Annotated in this window: 16 protein-coding genes; 10 read left to right on the top strand and 6 right to left on the bottom strand. The window is 72.8% G+C overall.

Going from position 1 to position 15,771, the window contains the following annotated elements; translation table 11 throughout:
• Positions 1-33: 33 nt before the first annotated feature.
• Positions 34-438, top strand: a complete 405-nt coding sequence (locus Asi03nite_RS08990) for a DUF2752 domain-containing protein (protein WP_203678095.1) — start codon at positions 34-36, stop codon at positions 436-438.
• A gap of 16 nt (positions 439-454) precedes the next feature.
• Complete coding sequence (locus Asi03nite_RS08985) at positions 455-1,024, top strand: RDD family protein (RefSeq protein WP_203678094.1); 570 nt, start codon at positions 455-457, stop codon at positions 1,022-1,024.
• A gap of 370 nt (positions 1,025-1,394) precedes the next feature.
• On the opposite strand, the gene fahA is transcribed toward Asi03nite_RS08985, so the two are convergent.
• Genes fahA through Asi03nite_RS08970 form a run of 3 tightly spaced genes read right to left on the bottom strand, consistent with a single transcriptional unit; the run spans position 1,395 to position 4,539 of the window.
• Positions 1,395-2,576: a fumarylacetoacetase gene (gene fahA / locus Asi03nite_RS08980; RefSeq protein WP_203678093.1), complete on the bottom strand. Its 1,182-nt coding sequence runs from the start codon at positions 2,574-2,576 to the stop codon at positions 1,395-1,397.
• Positions 2,573-3,361, bottom strand: coding sequence for a hypothetical protein (locus Asi03nite_RS08975; protein ID WP_203678092.1), 789 nt, complete (start codon positions 3,359-3,361; stop codon positions 2,573-2,575). The genes fahA and Asi03nite_RS08975 overlap by 4 nt, the downstream gene beginning before the upstream one ends.
• Positions 3,358-4,539: a homogentisate 1,2-dioxygenase gene (locus Asi03nite_RS08970; RefSeq protein ID WP_203678091.1), complete on the bottom strand. Its 1,182-nt coding sequence runs from the start codon at positions 4,537-4,539 to the stop codon at positions 3,358-3,360. The genes Asi03nite_RS08975 and Asi03nite_RS08970 overlap by 4 nt, the downstream gene beginning before the upstream one ends.
• 200 nt (positions 4,540-4,739) lie before the next feature.
• Between Asi03nite_RS08970 and Asi03nite_RS08965 the strand changes: the two genes are divergently transcribed.
• From Asi03nite_RS08965 to Asi03nite_RS08945, 5 genes are all read left to right on the top strand, one after another.
• Complete coding sequence (locus tag Asi03nite_RS08965) at positions 4,740-5,330, top strand: TetR/AcrR family transcriptional regulator (protein ID WP_203678090.1); 591 nt, start codon at positions 4,740-4,742, stop codon at positions 5,328-5,330.
• A 231-nt stretch (positions 5,331-5,561) separates the two neighbouring features.
• Entirely contained in the window at positions 5,562-6,683 is a 1,122-nt protein-coding gene (locus tag Asi03nite_RS08960; protein ID WP_203678089.1) for an AI-2E family transporter, read from the top strand.
• Positions 6,684-6,827: 144 nt separating this feature from the next.
• A complete protein-coding gene (locus Asi03nite_RS08955) occupies positions 6,828-8,003 on the top strand; it encodes an aminotransferase class I/II-fold pyridoxal phosphate-dependent enzyme (RefSeq protein ID WP_203678088.1) in 1,176 nt (391 codons plus the stop codon).
• Between the two features lie 213 nt (positions 8,004-8,216).
• On the top strand, positions 8,217-9,752 hold the full coding sequence (locus tag Asi03nite_RS08950) for a M1 family metallopeptidase (RefSeq protein WP_203678087.1): 1,536 nt from the start codon (positions 8,217-8,219) through the stop codon (positions 9,750-9,752).
• 254 nt (positions 9,753-10,006) lie between these two features.
• Positions 10,007-10,612: an SDR family NAD(P)-dependent oxidoreductase gene (locus Asi03nite_RS08945; RefSeq protein WP_203678086.1), complete on the top strand. Its 606-nt coding sequence runs from the start codon at positions 10,007-10,009 to the stop codon at positions 10,610-10,612.
• Here the strand turns inward: Asi03nite_RS08945 and Asi03nite_RS08940 are convergent.
• Positions 10,609-11,085 (bottom strand): DUF1707 SHOCT-like domain-containing protein, encoded by a 477-nt coding sequence (locus tag Asi03nite_RS08940; protein ID WP_203678085.1) that lies wholly within the window; start codon positions 11,083-11,085, stop codon positions 10,609-10,611. The genes Asi03nite_RS08945 and Asi03nite_RS08940 overlap by 4 nt on opposite strands.
• Positions 11,086-11,326: 241 nt before the next feature.
• Between Asi03nite_RS08940 and Asi03nite_RS08935 the strand changes: the two genes are divergently transcribed.
• A complete protein-coding gene (locus tag Asi03nite_RS08935) occupies positions 11,327-12,130 on the top strand; it encodes a polysaccharide deacetylase family protein (RefSeq protein ID WP_239102555.1) in 804 nt (267 codons plus the stop codon).
• Positions 12,131-12,293: 163 nt separating this feature from the next.
• Entirely contained in the window at positions 12,294-13,442 is a 1,149-nt protein-coding gene (locus tag Asi03nite_RS08930; RefSeq protein WP_203678084.1) for a serine hydrolase domain-containing protein, read from the top strand.
• A gap of 6 nt (positions 13,443-13,448) precedes the next feature.
• On the opposite strand, the gene Asi03nite_RS08925 is transcribed toward Asi03nite_RS08930, so the two are convergent.
• Positions 13,449-14,342: an alpha/beta hydrolase gene (locus Asi03nite_RS08925; protein WP_203678083.1), complete on the bottom strand. Its 894-nt coding sequence runs from the start codon at positions 14,340-14,342 to the stop codon at positions 13,449-13,451.
• A gap of 248 nt (positions 14,343-14,590) precedes the next feature.
• Here Asi03nite_RS08925 and Asi03nite_RS08920 point away from each other — a divergent pair, with 248 nt between their 5' ends.
• A complete protein-coding gene (locus tag Asi03nite_RS08920; protein ID WP_203678082.1) occupies positions 14,591-15,535 on the top strand; it encodes a sulfotransferase in 945 nt (314 codons plus the stop codon).
• Here Asi03nite_RS08920 and Asi03nite_RS08915 read toward each other — a convergent pair.
• Positions 15,487-15,771: hypothetical protein (locus tag Asi03nite_RS08915; RefSeq protein WP_203678081.1), on the bottom strand; the 285-nt coding region annotated here is incomplete at its 5' end. The two genes, Asi03nite_RS08920 and Asi03nite_RS08915, sit on opposite strands and share 49 nt — an antisense overlap.

Below are 15,771 nucleotides of genomic sequence, written 5' to 3'. Positions count from 1 at the left end.
TCGGTGCGCCTTTCTTGATCACGAGGTGTGCCGTTGCGAAGCTTCTCCGTGCCGGAGCGCATCGGTGGCTTCGGCGTGCTCGTCGCCGGGGCCGCCGTGCTGTGGCCTGCCGTCACCAGCCGTACCGGTGCGGGCGTGCCGTGCATGTTGCGCACGCTGACCGGTGTGCCCTGCCCGGGCTGCGGTCTGACCACCGCTGCCGTCGCGCTGGTGCGCGGCGAGTTCGGCGCGGCGCTCCACGCCAACCCCGTGATCTTCGGTCTGGCCGCACTCGCGGTCGCGGTCGGCCCACTGGTGGCGTTGCGCGCCGCGGGTGTGCTGGCTCCTCCGAAACCGTGGTCGCCCGCCGGGCGGCGACGGACTGAATGGCTGGCCGGACTGCTGGCGACGGCGAGCTGGCTTTTCCAACTGCACCGGCTCGGCGTGAGCTGGGCCTGATAAAAGGATCCTCGAAATGACATATCCCCCGCCCCCGGGCGACCCGTACGGCCAGCAGCCGCAGCAGCCGCAGCAGCCGCAGCAGCCGTACGGCCAGCAGCCGCAGCAGCCGTACGGCCAGCAGCCCTACGGCCAGCCGGCCTACGGCGCGCCCGGTTACGGCCCGGCGCCGGTCACCGGTTACGCCAGCTGGATCCAGCGCGTCGGCGCCTCCATCATCGACAACCTGGTCTACCTGCCGTTCGTGCTGCTGGCTGTGATCTTCGGCCGGGGCACCGACGAGGTGACCGGTGCGCCAACCGTCACCGGCGCCTACTACCTGTTCGTTCTGCTCGGCGTCATCGCCTACGGCTTCAACCGCTGGTTCAACGGCGGAAAGGGGCAGAGCTGGGGCAAGAAGGCCCTCGGGATCCGCCTGGTCGACGCCTCCACCGGCCAGCCGATCGGCACCGGCAAGGCGTTCCTGCGCGACCTGGCGCACATCGTTGACGGCATCATCTGCGACATCGGCTACCTGTGGCCGCTGTGGGACCAGAAGAAGCAGACTCTGGCCGACAAGATCGTGAGCACTGTCGTCGTCAAGTAATTCGCACTTCCCAGGCCCCGTCCGGTTTTCCCGCCGGGCGGGGCCTCCGCTGTGGTGCGAAGGCCTGCGGGAGACCGCCGCGGTCCGGTGCGGCATACCGCGCCGATCCGCGCCGCCGCCCACCTCGGTAATCCCGGGGAGCGCTCAACCTCTGGGCCGGCGCCCGCCCGGCCTCCACCGCCGTGTTGGCGGACGAGCCGCAGGTCCACATTAACGATCGTTAATACTTAACAGGATATTCTCCGGGCGGCGCGATATTCGCTGACGACATCGGGGTAGGTTGATTTCCGGGAATAGAGACCTTCCTGGGGGGAGACCCGGTTCCCGTCCTTTCCGAAAAAGGGGCGGGAGCCGGGTCCGCCCAAACAGATCACCCGGCCGGCTGGATCCGCCCGGTCACCGAGCCGAAGGAGATCCGCGAGCCGTCCGCGGCCGGCGCCGTCGCGCTGATCTCCACCTCGTCGCCGTCCTCCAGGAACGACCGGACCGAGCCGTCCGGCAACGTCAGCGGCCGCGTCCCGTTCTGGGTCAGCTCGATCAGCGATCCCCACTCGTCGCGCGCCGACCCGCTCACGGTCCCGGACGCGAAGAGGTCCCCGGTCCGCAGCGCTGCCCCGTTGACCGTCAGGTGCGCGAGTTGCTGCGCGGCCGTCCAGTACATCCCGCGGAACGGCGGCCGGCTCACCACCGTCCCGTTCAGGCGAACCTCCAGCGTCACGTCCAGCCCCCACGGGTCGTCGTCGGCCAGGTACGGCAGCAGCGGCTCGTCCCGTGCCGGCGCCGCGACCCGCGCCGCGGCCAGGGCCGGCAACGGCACCACCCACGGCGACACCGAGGTCAGGAACGACTTGCCCAGGAAGGGCCCGAGCGGCACGTACTCCCAGGCCTGCAGATCCCGCGCCGACCAGTCGTTGACCAGGCAGACCCCGAAGACGTACGACGGGAAGTCGCGCACCGCCACCGCGGAGCCCAGCGGCGACGGCACCCCGGCCACGAACCCGACCTCGGCCTCGATGTCCAGCCGCCGGGACGGCGAGAACACCGGCTTGCCGCCGTCCAGGACCTGGCCCCGCGGCCGCACCACAGGCGTGCCGGAGACCCGCACCGTCCCGGACCGCCCGTGATAGCCGATCGGCAGGTGTGTCCAGTTCGGCGTGAGCGGCGGCGAGCCGGGCCGGAACAGCCGCCCCAGGTTTTCCGCATGGTTCCGGGAACTGTAGAAGTCCACGTAGTCGGCGACCTCGAACGGCATCCGCATGGTGACCGAGTTCCGGGGCAGCAGGTGCGGCGTGACCCGCTCCTGATGGGCCGGATCGGTCAACCAGGCGACGATCATCGAGCGCAGCGCGGACCACGCCGCCGGGCCCCGCGCCATGAACGCGTTCAGTGACCCGGTGGCGTGCACCGGGTCCCCGGTCAGGCCGGCCAGGTCGAGCACGTGATCGCCGATCGCCACGCCGGTGCGCGGCGCGGACGATCCGGCGGAGAACACCCCGTAGGGCAGGTTCGCGATCCCGAACCCGGTGGATTCGGGCAGATCAAGCCAGGTCATGCGGAAATTCTCTCCGGGAGCAGGCCGAGGCGGACGAGATCGTGGACGGGCTCGGCGACGTCGCACGTGCCGAACGAGGTGAAGACGGATCGCACGCGGGTGATGTCCGAGGGCGACCAGCCGCGTACCTCCGCGGCCATCGCCGTGGCGTCGGTGCGCAGCAGCTGGGTCTCGGCGGACCCGGGGTCGGACGCGGCCAGCAGCACGTTCAGGAAGCCGTGGTGCTCGTCGTGCCGGATCGCGTTGTGCAGACCGGCCGTGCACTTGAACGCGATGCCCCGGGCCACGCACGCCCGGATCGTGCCGGCCAGCTCCGCGGGGGAGGGGAACAGGTCGGGGCGCAGCCCGCCGGTCCGCAGCTTCGCGCGGCACCCCGAGCCGGCGAGCGCGTCGAGCACCTCGTCCCGCCCGCCCGTGCGCGGTACCTCCACGGCGACTGTCACGTCCGGGGGCAGGGCGGCCGTCGTACGTACCACCGATCGCACCTGATCCGCGCCGACCGCGACCGGCGCCTCCACCGCGACCAGACGCAGACCCGGGTGGTCGGCGATCCGGCCGGCGGCGGCCGGCAGATCGGCCGGCGCGGCGATCAGCGCGAGATCCAGCGGTGGCCCGGCGGCATCGAGGTGTACGCCGACCTCCGGCAGACGGGCCCACGGCAATACGAACGGGCCGACCAGGTCGCCCTCGCGGCGCAGCCAGGCCGGCACCGCCTCGGCCATCGGCGCGTTCCCCGGCGGGAAGAGCGCGGCGTCGTCGAAGAGCCGTGCGAAGAGCGCGGTCATGCCGGCGTGGACGGGCCGCGCCCGGACCACGACCAGGCATAACGTCCGTCGTCCGCCTCGAGGCCGGCCTCGCCCAGGTCCAGCGGCCGGAAGGTGTCGACCATGACCGCGGTCTCGTCGAAGAACTGCACGCCCAGCGAGCGCTCCACCGCTCCCGGCTGCGGGCCGTGCGAGTGCCCGCCCGGGTGCAGCGAGATCGACCCCTTGCCGATCCCGGAGCCGCGGCGCGCCTCGTAGTCGCCGTCCACGTAGAACATCACCTCGTCGGAGTCGACGTTCGAGTGGTAGTACGGGACCGGCACGGCGAGCGGGTGGTAGTCGACCTTGCGCGGCACGAAGTTGCAGATCACGAAGTTCTGCCCGGCGAAGACCTGGTGCACCGGTGGCGGCTGGTGCACCCGTCCGGTGATCGGCTCGAAGTCGGCGATGTTGAACGCGTACGGGTACAGGCAGCCGTCCCAGCCCACCACGTCGAACGGGTGCTCCGGCACCACGTGGACGGTCCCGCCGCCGCGGTGCTTCACGTAGATCTCGACGTCCGTGCCCTCGGCGAGCAGCGGCTCCACCGGCCCGCGCAGGTCACGCTCGCAGTACGGCGAGTGCTCCAGGAACTGTCCGTAGCGGCTCAGGTAGCGCGCCGGCGGGGCGATGTGCGAGCTCGCCTCGATCGCGTACGTCCGCAACGGATCAGGCCCGGCCGGGACCCACCGGTGCGTGGTGGTGCGCGGGATGATCACGTAGTCGCCCTGGCCCACGGTGAGCGCGCCGAACACCGTCTCCACGGTCGCGCTGCCGCGCTCCACGTAGACGCACTCGTCGCCGATGGCGTTGCGGTAGTACGGCGACGGCTCGGTGGCCGCCGAGTACGAGATCCGGACGTCCGCGTTGCCCAGGACCAGGCGCCGCCCGGTCACCGGATCGGCGTCCTTGAACTCCAGGGCGTGCAGCCGCAGGTGCCGCGGGACGAGCGGGGCGTTCGGCGTCAGGGTCTGGTCGGGCAGCTGCCACGGGCGCGCGTCGACGAGCGCCGACGGGATGCCGCGGTGGTAGAGCAGCGACGAGTCGGAGGAGAAGCCCTCCTCGCCGACCAGCTCCTCGGCGTAGAGCCCGCCGTCGGGCCGGCGGTGCTGGGTGTGCCGCTTCGGCGGGATGCTGCCCACCTGCCGGTAGAACGTCATTCGTGACCTCCCGGGTCGCCTGCGGACCATCCCGGCGGGTCACGCCGTGACGGTCCCTGGACCGCGCAGTCATCACCAGGGGTGTTGGCGGCGACTCCGTGTGCTACGGAATTTACGAGGCGGTAACAGACCGCACAAGTGGCCTCGCGGTGCGCACAGCGAACAAATCCCGGTAGCCTGTCGCGCGGGAAGGGGATCACGTGCCGAAGATCGTCGATCACGACCAGCGACGTTCCGAGATAGTCGAGGCCTACCTGACGGTCGTGGCGCGCGACGGGATGTCCGCCGCGACGAGCCGCGCGATCGCCGCCGAGCTGAACATAGGCACCGGCGCGCTGTGGCACTACTTCGACGGCTTCGACGAGGTGGCGGCCGGTGCGTACACCCGGATCACCGAGCGCACGAACGCCCGCATCGCGACCGCGACGCGCGGTCTGCGCGGGCTGGAGGCGTTCTACGCGATGATCCGCGAGATCCTGCCGCTCACCAAGGAGACGCTGGACGAGGCGTTCGTGGTGGTCGGCTTCTGGGGCCGGCTCGCGGCGAATTCCAAGATCCAGGAGACCCAGACCGATCTCGGCGACTACTGGGGCGGTCTCCTCCGGCACCGGTTCACCGAGGCCGTCGAGGACGGTGAGCTGGATCCGTCCATCCCGGCGGCCGACGTGATCGACGTGGTGCTGACGATCTGCCTGGGCCAGCAGGTCAACGCCGTGATGGCGCCGCCGATGGTGGACCCGGGCCGGCAGCTGGCCATGATCGACCATTGCCTGCGCCCCTGGCGCCGCTGAACCCCGACCGCGCCTGTACGCCCCGGCCCGCCAGCCCACTCCCACCCGCCCGCACCCCCTTCACCTCCGCCCGCGCGCACCCGGCCCGCGCCTCGGTTCCACGCTCACCCTCGAGGCCAGCCGGCGCCCGGCGGCACAGCGTCGTGGTGACGCCGTTCCGCCCGGCGTGACCGCCGCCGGCCTCGAGACGTGCGAGCTTCCGGCGGACCGCCGTTCCGTAAGGTGATCCAGATGGGGCCCACCTTGAACACCGGAAAGACGCGTTCGGCGATGCGCAACGCCGCCCGCGTCTCCGCCGAGACACTGCTGATCCTGCTGCTTCTCTACCTGTTCCTGGAACTGCTGGGGATCGCCTGGTCGGTGCTCTGGCCGCTGGTCGTGGCCCTGCTGCTGACCACGCTCACCTGGCCGCCGGTGCGCCTGCTGCGCCGCAGGGGCTGGCCGCCGGCGCTGGCCGCCTCGGTGGTCACGGTGCTGTTCCTGGCCCTGGTCGTGGGCATCGTGGTGCTGATCGCGGTGCCGGTGTCGGCGCAGGCCGGCAAACTCGCCCAGGGCGTGGTGGACGGCATCGAGACGGTTCGCGACTGGGCCTCCGGCCCGCCCCTGAACATCAGCGACGACCAGGTCAACAGTGGGTTGAACAGCGCGGTCGACAAGATGCAGGCGAGCGTCGGCAGCATCGCGAACGCCACCCTGTCCGGGGTGAGCACGGTGGTGAACGGCCTGGTCACCACGATCCTGGCGCTGTTCCTGATGTTCTTCTTCCTCAAGGACGGGTCGCGCTTCCTGCCCTGGCTGGGGCGCCAGCTGCCCGGCCGGCTCAGCACCGACCTGCCGGAGATCGCCGCGCGCAGCTGGAACACGCTGGGCTCGTTCGTCCGCGCGCAGGCGTTCGTGGGCCTGCTCGACGCGATCTTCATCGGTCTCGGCCTGTGGATCGTCGGCGTGCCGCTGGTGCTGCCGCTCGCCGTGCTGACCTTCGTCACCGCGTTCGTCCCGATCGTCGGCGCGGTCTTCGCCGGCCTGGTCGCGGTGCTGATCGCGCTGGTCTTCAACGGCTGGGTGAAGGCGCTGATCGTGCTCGGCATCATCCTGCTGGTGCAGCAGCTGGAGGGCAACGTCTTCCAGCCGATGGTGCAGAGCCGGGGCCTCGGGCTGCACGCCGCTGTGGTGCTGCTCGCGGTCACCCTGGGCGGCAACCTGGCCGGCATCGTGGGCAGCCTGCTGGCCGTGCCGGTCGCCGCGCTGGTCGCGGTGATCTGGGGTTATCTGCGCGAGCAGCTCAGCGACCCGCCCGTGGAGCCGGACCCGGCCCCCGGCCCGGCCCGGGAAGAGGCCGCGGCTTCCGAGTAAGCCGGCATCACGCCCGGCTGGCCCGCGGAGGCGCCTCCGCCACCCGGAGAGACCCTGGCGGCCAGCCGGCGGCCGGCGCCGGGAGGCCCCGGCGCCCGCGGGACCCCGCGAGGTGAAATGCTGCGTCCGACCGGAGGAGTTCTGATGAGGTTGTCGCAGCGTGCCCAGGCCGTCGAGCCGTTCCACGCCATGGCGTTCGGGCGCCAGGCCGGCGAGCTGGAGGCCGCCGGCCACCACATCGTCCGGCTCGGGCTCGGCGAGCCGGACTTCGGCGCGCCCCCGGCGGTCCGCGAGGCGATGCGCGCGGTCATGGACGGCCGCCCGCTGCCGTACACACCGGCCTTCGGGCTGCCCGCGCTGCGCGAGGCGATCGCCGGCTTCTACCGGGACCGGCACCGGGTGACCGTCGACCCGGCCCGGATCGCCGTCACGCCCGGCGCTTCCGGGGCGTTGCTGCTGGTCGCGGCCGCCACCACGGATCCGGGTGACGAGGTGATCGTCGCCGACCCGTCCTACCCGTGCAACCGGCAGCTGGTCGAGACGTTCGGCGGCCGGGTGGTCGCCGCGGCGACCACGCCCGCGTCGCGGTACCAGCTCGACACCGCCGCCGTCGACCGGGTCTGGAGCGACCGGACCAGCGCGGTCATGGTGGCCAGCCCGTCGAACCCGACAGGCACCTCGATCCCGTTCGGCGAGCTGGTCGCGGTCTGCGAGCAGGCCCGGGCCCGGGGCGCCTGGCGGATCGTCGACGAGATCTACCTGGATCTGGCCGACCCCGCGCCGGACGGCACCCCGCCGCGCAGCATCCTCGCCGCGGACCCGGACGCCATCGTGATCAACAGCTTCTCCAAGTACTTCGGGATGACGGGCTGGCGCCTGGGCTGGTGTGTGCTGCCTGCCGCGCTGGTCCCGGCCGTGGAGCGGCTCGCGATGAACTACTTCCTCTGCGCCTCCGCCCCGGCGCAGATCGCCGCGCTGGAGTGCTTCACCGGCGAGTCGCTGGCGATCTGCGAGGACCGCCGCCGGGAGCTGGCCGCCCGCCGGGCCATCGTCCTGGACGGCCTGGCCCGGATCGGCCTGCCGGTTCCGGTCCCGCCGGACGGCGCCTTCTACGCCTACTTCGACGTCACCGGTACCGGCCTGACCGCCTGGGAGTTCTGCCGCCGGGCCCTGGAGGAGGCGCACGTCGCGGTGACGCCCGGCCGGGACTTCGGCGCCGCCACCGCGGAAAGTCACGTCCGTCTGTCGTACGCGGCGTCGCGCGAGGCACTGCGGGAGGGCCTCGCGCGGCTGGAGACGTTCGTCACGACCCTCCTCTGAGGCAAGACGCTCATCGGCGGTAAGCCCTCATCCCGGGCGAGGCGCTGATCCGAGACAAGGCGCTTGTCCGAGGTACGTGGTGTCGGAGCCCACCTTGCCCCGGGGCGGCGTGCCGGCCCGCATGCGCTGCCCGCCGCGCATCCGCTCGGAGAAGGCGCTCGATGGCCCCCGCCCCCTGGTGAGTCCACAGTGGTGGGCGTAACGTCGGCGGCCATGAGCGCACTGATCGAAAGACGTCTCTCGGGGTTGCTCGCCGCCGGCGCCACCGCACTGGTCCTGGTGGCCGGCGTGCCCGCACCCGCGCACGCGGGCGGATCGGGGGCGAGCCCGGGATCCGCCGGTCTCGGCGACCGGCTGTACCCGCTGCTCGGCAACGGCGGGTACGACGTGCAGGACTACGACCTGGCGATCCGCTACCCGGCGAAGGACCCCGCGCAGACCGTCACCGGCGACGTGACGATCACCGCGGTCGCCACCCAGAACCTGTCCCGCTTCGACCTCGACTTCGGCGGCGACGCGGTCGGCCGGGTGTCTGTCGACGGCCGCCCGGCGCGGTTCGCCCGGGACGGCGACGAGTTGATCGTCACGCCCGCGCGGGCCCTGGCCAAGGGCAAGGCCTTCCGGGTCACGGTGAGCGGCTTCACGGCGACCCCGATCCCGGCCAACGCGGACTCGCCGGCCGGTTTCGTCACCACCGCCGACGGCACGATCATGGCCGGTCAGCCGGACCAGTCGCACCAGCTGTTCCCGAGCAACGACCACCCGCGCGACCTGGCGACGTACACCATCTCGATGACCCGCCCGTCCGGCTGGGCCGCGGTCGCCAACGGGCGGCACGTCGCCGACCGGACCCGCGGCGCCGCGGTGACCTCGGTCTACCGCGAGTCCAAGCCGATGGCCGGCGAGCTGATCCAGCTCGCGGTCGGCGACTTCACCGTGCACCAGCGCCCGTCGGTGGGCGGCGTGCCGATCCGCGACGTGGTGCCCACCCGGCTCGCCGCCGACCTGCTGCCCAAGGCGGACGTGGAGCGGTCCCAGCTGGCCTGGATGGTGAGCAAGGTGGGCCGGTACCCGTTCGAGAACTACGGCTCGCTGGTCATCGACACCGATCTGGGCTTCGCCCTGGAGACCCAGACCCTTTCGCTGTACGACACCGGCCTGTTCGGGACGCCCGCGTTCGTGCTCGACCCGATCATGGCGCACGAGCTGGCGCACATGTGGTTCGGCGACAGCGTCGCGCCGTACCAGTGGAGTGACGTCTGGCAGAGCGAGGGCCACGCCACCTGGTACGAGCTGGCCTACGCGGACGAGCACGGCCAGTTCGAGGACTACACCGGCCAGCCGGACCTGGAGTCGTACTTCAAGGCGGTCTATGCCCTGGGTGATCAGTACCGGACGAAGTACGGACCGGTGGCCCGACCGCTCAAGTCCGGCTCGATCTGGGACGTCTTCAACCCGAACGTGTACGACGGTGGCGCGCTGGTGCTCTACGCCCTGCGTCAGAAGATCGGCGCCAAGGCGTTCGACGCGCTGGAGCGGACCTGGGTCAGCGCGTACCGCGGCAAGTCGGCCTCGACCCAGGACTTCATCGCCCTCGCCTCCCGGGTCGCCCACCAGGACCTGCGGGTCTTCCTGAACGACTGGCTCTACGGCACCGAGACGCCGCCCATGCCGGGGCACCCGGACTGGACGACCGGGGCCGGTTCCGCCGCCAAGTCGAGCAACCGGCTGCTCGGCGCACGGCACTGAGCGCCGCCCGGGTGAGCCGGCTCGCCGGCCACCCGGGCGCTCGCCCGCCCCGCCGGACCGTCTGCCGCGCCCGCTCCGCCCGTTTCCCTCCCTCCCGCTGGAGACGTGTGGGAGCCCTGGGGACGCGTGGGGGCGCGCGACCCACGGAAGCCCGGGGGCGCGCGGTAAGCCGGAACGAAGGTCACATCGGCCCGTTGCCTTTCTTTGCCGGGCCGCAGTAGCGTGATCACCGTCACTATCCGAGGGGGCGTGGCATGCGGGTGGCGGGTAGGACCCTGGTGGTGACCGGCGCGGGCGGCGGGATCGGCCGCGCCCTGACGCTGGAGGCGGTCCGGCGCGGCGCCCGGGTGGCCGCCACCGACGTCGACGCCGGTGCGCTGGGCGAGACCGCCCGCCAGGTGGTGGCGCCGCTGCTGCTCTCCACGCACGTGCTGGACCTGTCCGACCCGGCCGTGACCGAGGCGCTGCCGTCCGCGGTGATCCGGCGCTGGAGCGAGGTGGACGGCCTGATCCACTGCGCCGGGTCCGGCCGGGGCGCGGCCGATCCGGTGTTCCGGGTGTTCCAGCCGGCGCTGCGGGTCCGGCCCGAGGCGCACCTGGTCGAGGTCGCGGCGGACCACAGTGGGCGGCGCGGGCGGCGGGTCGCGGCCAAGCGGCTGACCGAAGGGCTGCGGGCCGCCTACGCCGGGACGAACGTGCACGTCACGGCGGTCTTCCCGCACCGGGCGAGCACGCCGTACCAGGCCGCGCGAGATGTGCTGGACGGGATGGAGCGCAACGCTTCCCGGGTGCTGATCGGCGCCGAGGCGGGACTGATCGACCGCCTGATCCCGGCCCGCCTCCGGGCCCTGCTGAGTTAGAAGCCCACCCAGAGGAACGAGGTCAGGAAGAGCGCCACCAGCCCCAGGGTGCCGGCGGCGCCGCCGGCCACGCCGGCGATCGCCATCGCCCGGCCGCGCGGCGCCTGGCGGGCCGGGCCGCGGAGCGCCCGCACGCCGAGCACGATCGCGGCCACCCCGCTGAGCCCGCTGAGCCCGACGCCCCCGCAGGCCACCAGCGGCAGCGACGCCAGACCCAGGATCATCGCGATCAGCGGCAGGTTGCCGCCGGCGGCCCGGGGCGCAGGCCGGACCTGCTGGTACGCCACGGCGGGCAACGGCAGGTCGTGCAGCACGGCCGACAGCTCACCCCAGGTGCGTGACGCGTAGGCCTGCCGGGACCGCTCGCTGAACTCCTCGATCGTCAGGCGGCCCTCGGCGGTAGCCGCGCTCAGCCGCGCGACTGTCGACTCCCGGTCGGCGTCCGAGACCCGGACATGCGGCGAGGAATACATGCCGGACAGGCTACCGGCGACCATCCACCGGACGCGTCCACCGGACGGGCGGTCCACGGGAGAGTGAGGTTGCCGGCCCCGCGTCGTCCACTTCGTCGCATCCCGGTGCCCGGTCCGCCGCCGGTTGATACCCCGGACTTGACAGGACCGGACAGAATCCGGGCACTTCTCCTTGCCGGGCTTACGGGGGTTCGACCATGGCAGTGGCAGCGGCTGAGATCCGTACGCCGGAATCAGTTCCGTGCTGAGCCGGCGGGCGGCCATGCGCACCGCTCTGGCGGGTGCCGCCGGAGTGCTCGCCGGCGCCGCCGGCGCCCGCCAGATCCCGCACTGGCTGGGCTGGGACCGCCCGCCGGTCGCCGGTGGCTACGCCGCGGCCGCCGACGTGCTGGACGCGGTGCACCACCCCGGCGTCACGGTGCGGTACTACGTGGAGACCACCGAGCAGCTCGTCGCGTTCACCTTCGACGACGGGCCGGCGCCGCACTGGACGCCGATGGTGCTCGACGCGCTGGACGCCGCGGACGTCCCGGCCACGTTCTTCATGGTGGGCAGCCGGCTGGAGCGCAACGCCGACCTGGTCCGCGGCCGGATGGACCGGCACGGGATCGGCAACCACTCCTGGGCGCACGACGATCTCGCCACCCTCGACCTCAACGGCGTGCTGCGTTCGCTCGGCCGCACCGATGACGAGATCCGCCGGCAGTTCGGGCGCCGGGTCACGCTGCTCCGCCCGCCCTTCGGTCACCTCGGGGGCTCCACCCTGCTGGCCGCCGACCGGATGGGTTACGACGTGGTGCTCTGGTCCAAGGCGATGCGCGAGCTGAAGTTCCGCGACGACCCGATGGGCCAGGCCCGCGACATCGTCGACTCGGTCCGGCCCGGCTCGATCATCCTGGCCCACGACGAGGGCGACGGCCGCCGGCTGGTGACCGTCCGCGGCCTCGCGGTGATGTTCGAGGGCCTGCGGCGGCGCGGCTTCCGGATGGTCACCGTCCCGCAGCTGATCGAGGCCGGGAGGAATCCGGTCCGGCAGGCCTATTGATCCGGTCCGCGGCCCGCTCGCGGTCGACCGTGCCGCCGGTCCGCCGATTCAGCGCCACCTAGGGGACGGGGATCGGGGGAGTGTCCGGGACGGACCCCGATGGCCGGACCGCCTTCGTCCGGAAAGGTGATCTTCGATCGTCCGACCTGAGTGGAGGTGTCCGGTGAATCGACGTTCGTTGCTGGGTGGGGTGCTGGCGGGCGGGGTGCTCGCGACGGTGGGCGGGACTCCGGCGGTGGCCCGGTCGTCCGCCGGCTCGGCGCTGCCGCCGTTGCGGCCGGCGGCCCTTCACGCCGCCATCCATCCGCTCGGCGCCGAGGTCAGCGGCGCCCTGGTCCGGGTCGAGGGCGCGGCCGGACGCTGGCGCGGGCGGGCCGGGGAGGCGGAGATCGGCACCGGGCGGCCGGTCCCGTGGGAGGCACGGTTCCGGATCGGCAGCATGACCAAGGCGTTCACGGCCACCGCGGTCCTGCAACTGGCGGCCGCCGGGCTGGTCGAGCTGGACGCGCCGTTGCGCCGCTACCTGCCGGACCTGCTGCCCGAGGGGTACGCCGGGACGCTCCGGCACGCGCTCGACCACACCCACGGGCTGGTCGCCGCCGAGATCCCGCACAAGGACCCGGCGTGGTTCCGCGTGCACCGGTACGACACCTTCCGGCCCGGCTCGCAGGTGCTGTGGAACGAGACGCCGCTGTTCGAGCCGGGCAGCCGGCAGCAGTACGGCAACATCGGCTACATCGTGGCCGGGCTGGTGATCGAGCGGGTCACCGGCCGGCCGTACGCGGACGCGGTCCGGCGGGGCGTGATCCGGCCGCTCGGCCTGCGCGGGACGTCGCTGCCCGGCGCCCGGGTGGACGTTCCCGGGCCGCACGCCCACGGCTACGAGAAGATCGTCGAGGGGGACCGGATCCGGTACCTCGACGTGACCCGGTCGAACCCGACGCTGCAGTGGGCCGCCGCGGAGATCATCTCGACCACCGGGGACCTGGACGAGTTCCTGGTCGCGCTGCTCGGCGGGCGGCTGCTGCCGAACTGGGCGCTGGACGCCATGCTGACCGTTCCGGACGTACCGACCTGGGCTCCGGGCCGGAAGGAGGACGGCAGCCCCGCGTCGTACGGCGCCGGCCTCACCCGGATCCCGATGGGCGACCTGGTGGTCTGGGGCAAGTCGGGGGACCGGCCGGGCTACAACAACGGGATGGGCGCGACCCGGGACCTGCGCCGCCGGCTGGTCTTCTCGGTGAACACCCTGAACATGGGCGGCGAGCAGCCGCTCACCGCCCAGCGCATCGTCGCCGCCGCGCTGTCCTGATCGCGATCAGGACAGTGTCGCGCGGAAGTGGCGGACCGACTCGGCCACCAGCGGCTCCAGGTCCGTGCCGGTGAAGCAGTGGTCGGCGCCGGGGACGATCCGCAGCGTGACCGGACCGCTCAGGGCGGCCAACCGGTCGTACAACTCCTGGCTCTGCGCGGCCGGGACCACCCGGTCCTCGGCGCCGTGCAGCAGCAGCATCGGCGGGCCGTCCGCGCGGACGTAGGTGACCGGGCCGGCCGCCGCGGCGTCGTCCGGCCGGGTCTGCACCGGCCCGCCGAGCAGCAGGCTCTCCGGCGAGGCCGCGGCGTCGTGGTCCTGGACGCCCTCGGGATGGCTCTGGGCGGCCATGGTCAGCAGGTCGGACGGGCCGTACCAGACGACAGCCGACTGCACGGCGTCGGAGACCGGGGCCACCCCGTGGCGGCCGGACAGCGCCGGGTCGGGGTCGTCGCCGGTCAGCGCGACCAGGGAGGCCAGGTGGCCGCCCGCCGAGTCGCCCCAGACGCCGACCCGCTCCGGGTCCAGGCTCAGCTCGCGGGCGTGCTCACGCAGCCAGCGCACGGCGGCCTTGACGTCGTGCAACTGGGCCGGGAACCGCGCCTCCGCACTGAGCCGGTAGGTGACCCGGGCGACCGCGAAACCGGCGTCCAGCAGACGCTCGGCGATCCCGCCGGGCGTCTCGCCCTTGTTGCGGCCGGAGAGCCAGGCCCCGCCGTGGACGCAGACGATCACCGGGCGTGGCGGCCCCGGCTTGGCGGGGGCGGCCAGGTCCAGGGCCAGCGGCCGGAACCCGGGGATCTCGGCGACGACGGCGTCCCGCCGATGGACCAGGCCACCCTCGGTGGTGGGCGCGGGCGGGCGGAAGCGCTGCGGGAGGTGTGTCGTATCGGCGGTCATGATCTCACCTCGTACCAGAGATGCCGTCCGGCGCAAGGCCGGAAAGCCGGCGGCGTACCGGAAAGAGATGTTCGCCTCTGCCTTGCCCCGGCTACCCCCAAGTGGGACAAGCCGGATATGTCCGTTTAAACTCTCGCAATACGTGATTCTTGGGATGAATCAGTCAACGGCGGGAGGAAGTTGATGGCGCGTGCCGAGGGACCCGAGTCGCGGCGCATCGCCGCCCGCACCGTGGGCGACGGCCCGACATGTCGTTGAAGGTGTTGTACATCGCCGGGTGGGGGCGCAGCGGCACCACCATCGTCGACAACATCCTCAACTCGTACGACGGCGTCTTCTCCACAGGCGAGCTGTTCTATCTCTGGAGTCGCGGGCTCACCGAGGGGCGCAGATGCGGGTGCGGCGTGGTGTTTCCGCGCTGCCGGTTGTGGGGTGACATTCTCGACGCCGCGTTCGGCGCCGACCGGCCGTGTCCGCAGCACATCTCGCGGCTGCAGCGCGAGGCGATCCGGGTCCGCCACACACCTGCCCTCACCGGTCCCGCGGCCAGCCCCGAGGCCGAGGAGTACCGCCGGGTCACCAACCGGCTCTACCACGCGATCGCCGAGGTCACCGGCGCGCGGCTGATCGTCGACTCGTCGAAGGTGCCGTCGGTGGCCGCGCTGCTGCCCGGCATGTCCGGCATCGAGCCGTACCTGCTGCACATGATCCGCGACCCGCGGGCCGTCACGCACTCCTGGATGCGGGCCACCCCGCAGGTGGACCGCGCGAAGGCGGCACTGATGCACCAGGAGGCGCCGGCCGCCAGCACCATGCACTGGCTGATCCGCAACGCCCTCCTGGAGCGGCTGGCCGGGGCCTACGACCGGCGGTACCGGCTGCTGCGCTACGAGGATTTCGTGGCCGCGCCCCGGGCGACCATCGACGGCGTGCTCGGGTTCGCCGGGATGGACGCGGCCGGTGGGCCGTTCACCGGCGACACCACGGTGCGCCTGGAGCCGAACCACACGATCGCCGGCAACCCCGGCCGGTTCCGCACCGGCGACGTCGTGCTGCGGGTGGACGACAGGTGGCGGGAGGAGCAGAGCGCCGGGCCGCGGCTGACCGCTACCGCGCTGGCGCTCCCGCTGCTGCACCGGTACGGCTACCGCACCCGGACCAGCCGGCCCAACCGCCCGAGCCGCCGGAGCTGATCCGCCGGCGGCGCGTGGGACACCCCGTCCCAGCCGGCCGGTTGGCGGCGCCGGCTGCCCTTCGGCGGGGCCGGGCCGGCCGTGACCCGGGCCGGACGCCGCAGTCGGCGGGCTCCGTCCGTACCGCCGCGATCGTCCTTGGGGAAGCGGACCGCGCCGTGGCGACGGCGGCGCGGGCCTTGGCCCGGCCAGGCGGCGCGACCGGCGTGCGTGGTGGCCCGGTTCGCGGTGAAGCC

This window comes from Actinoplanes siamensis, assembly GCF_016862395.1.
GTDB lineage: Bacteria > Actinomycetota > Actinomycetes > Mycobacteriales > Micromonosporaceae > Actinoplanes > Actinoplanes siamensis.
This window is presented reverse-complemented; position numbering and strand designations above follow the sequence as displayed.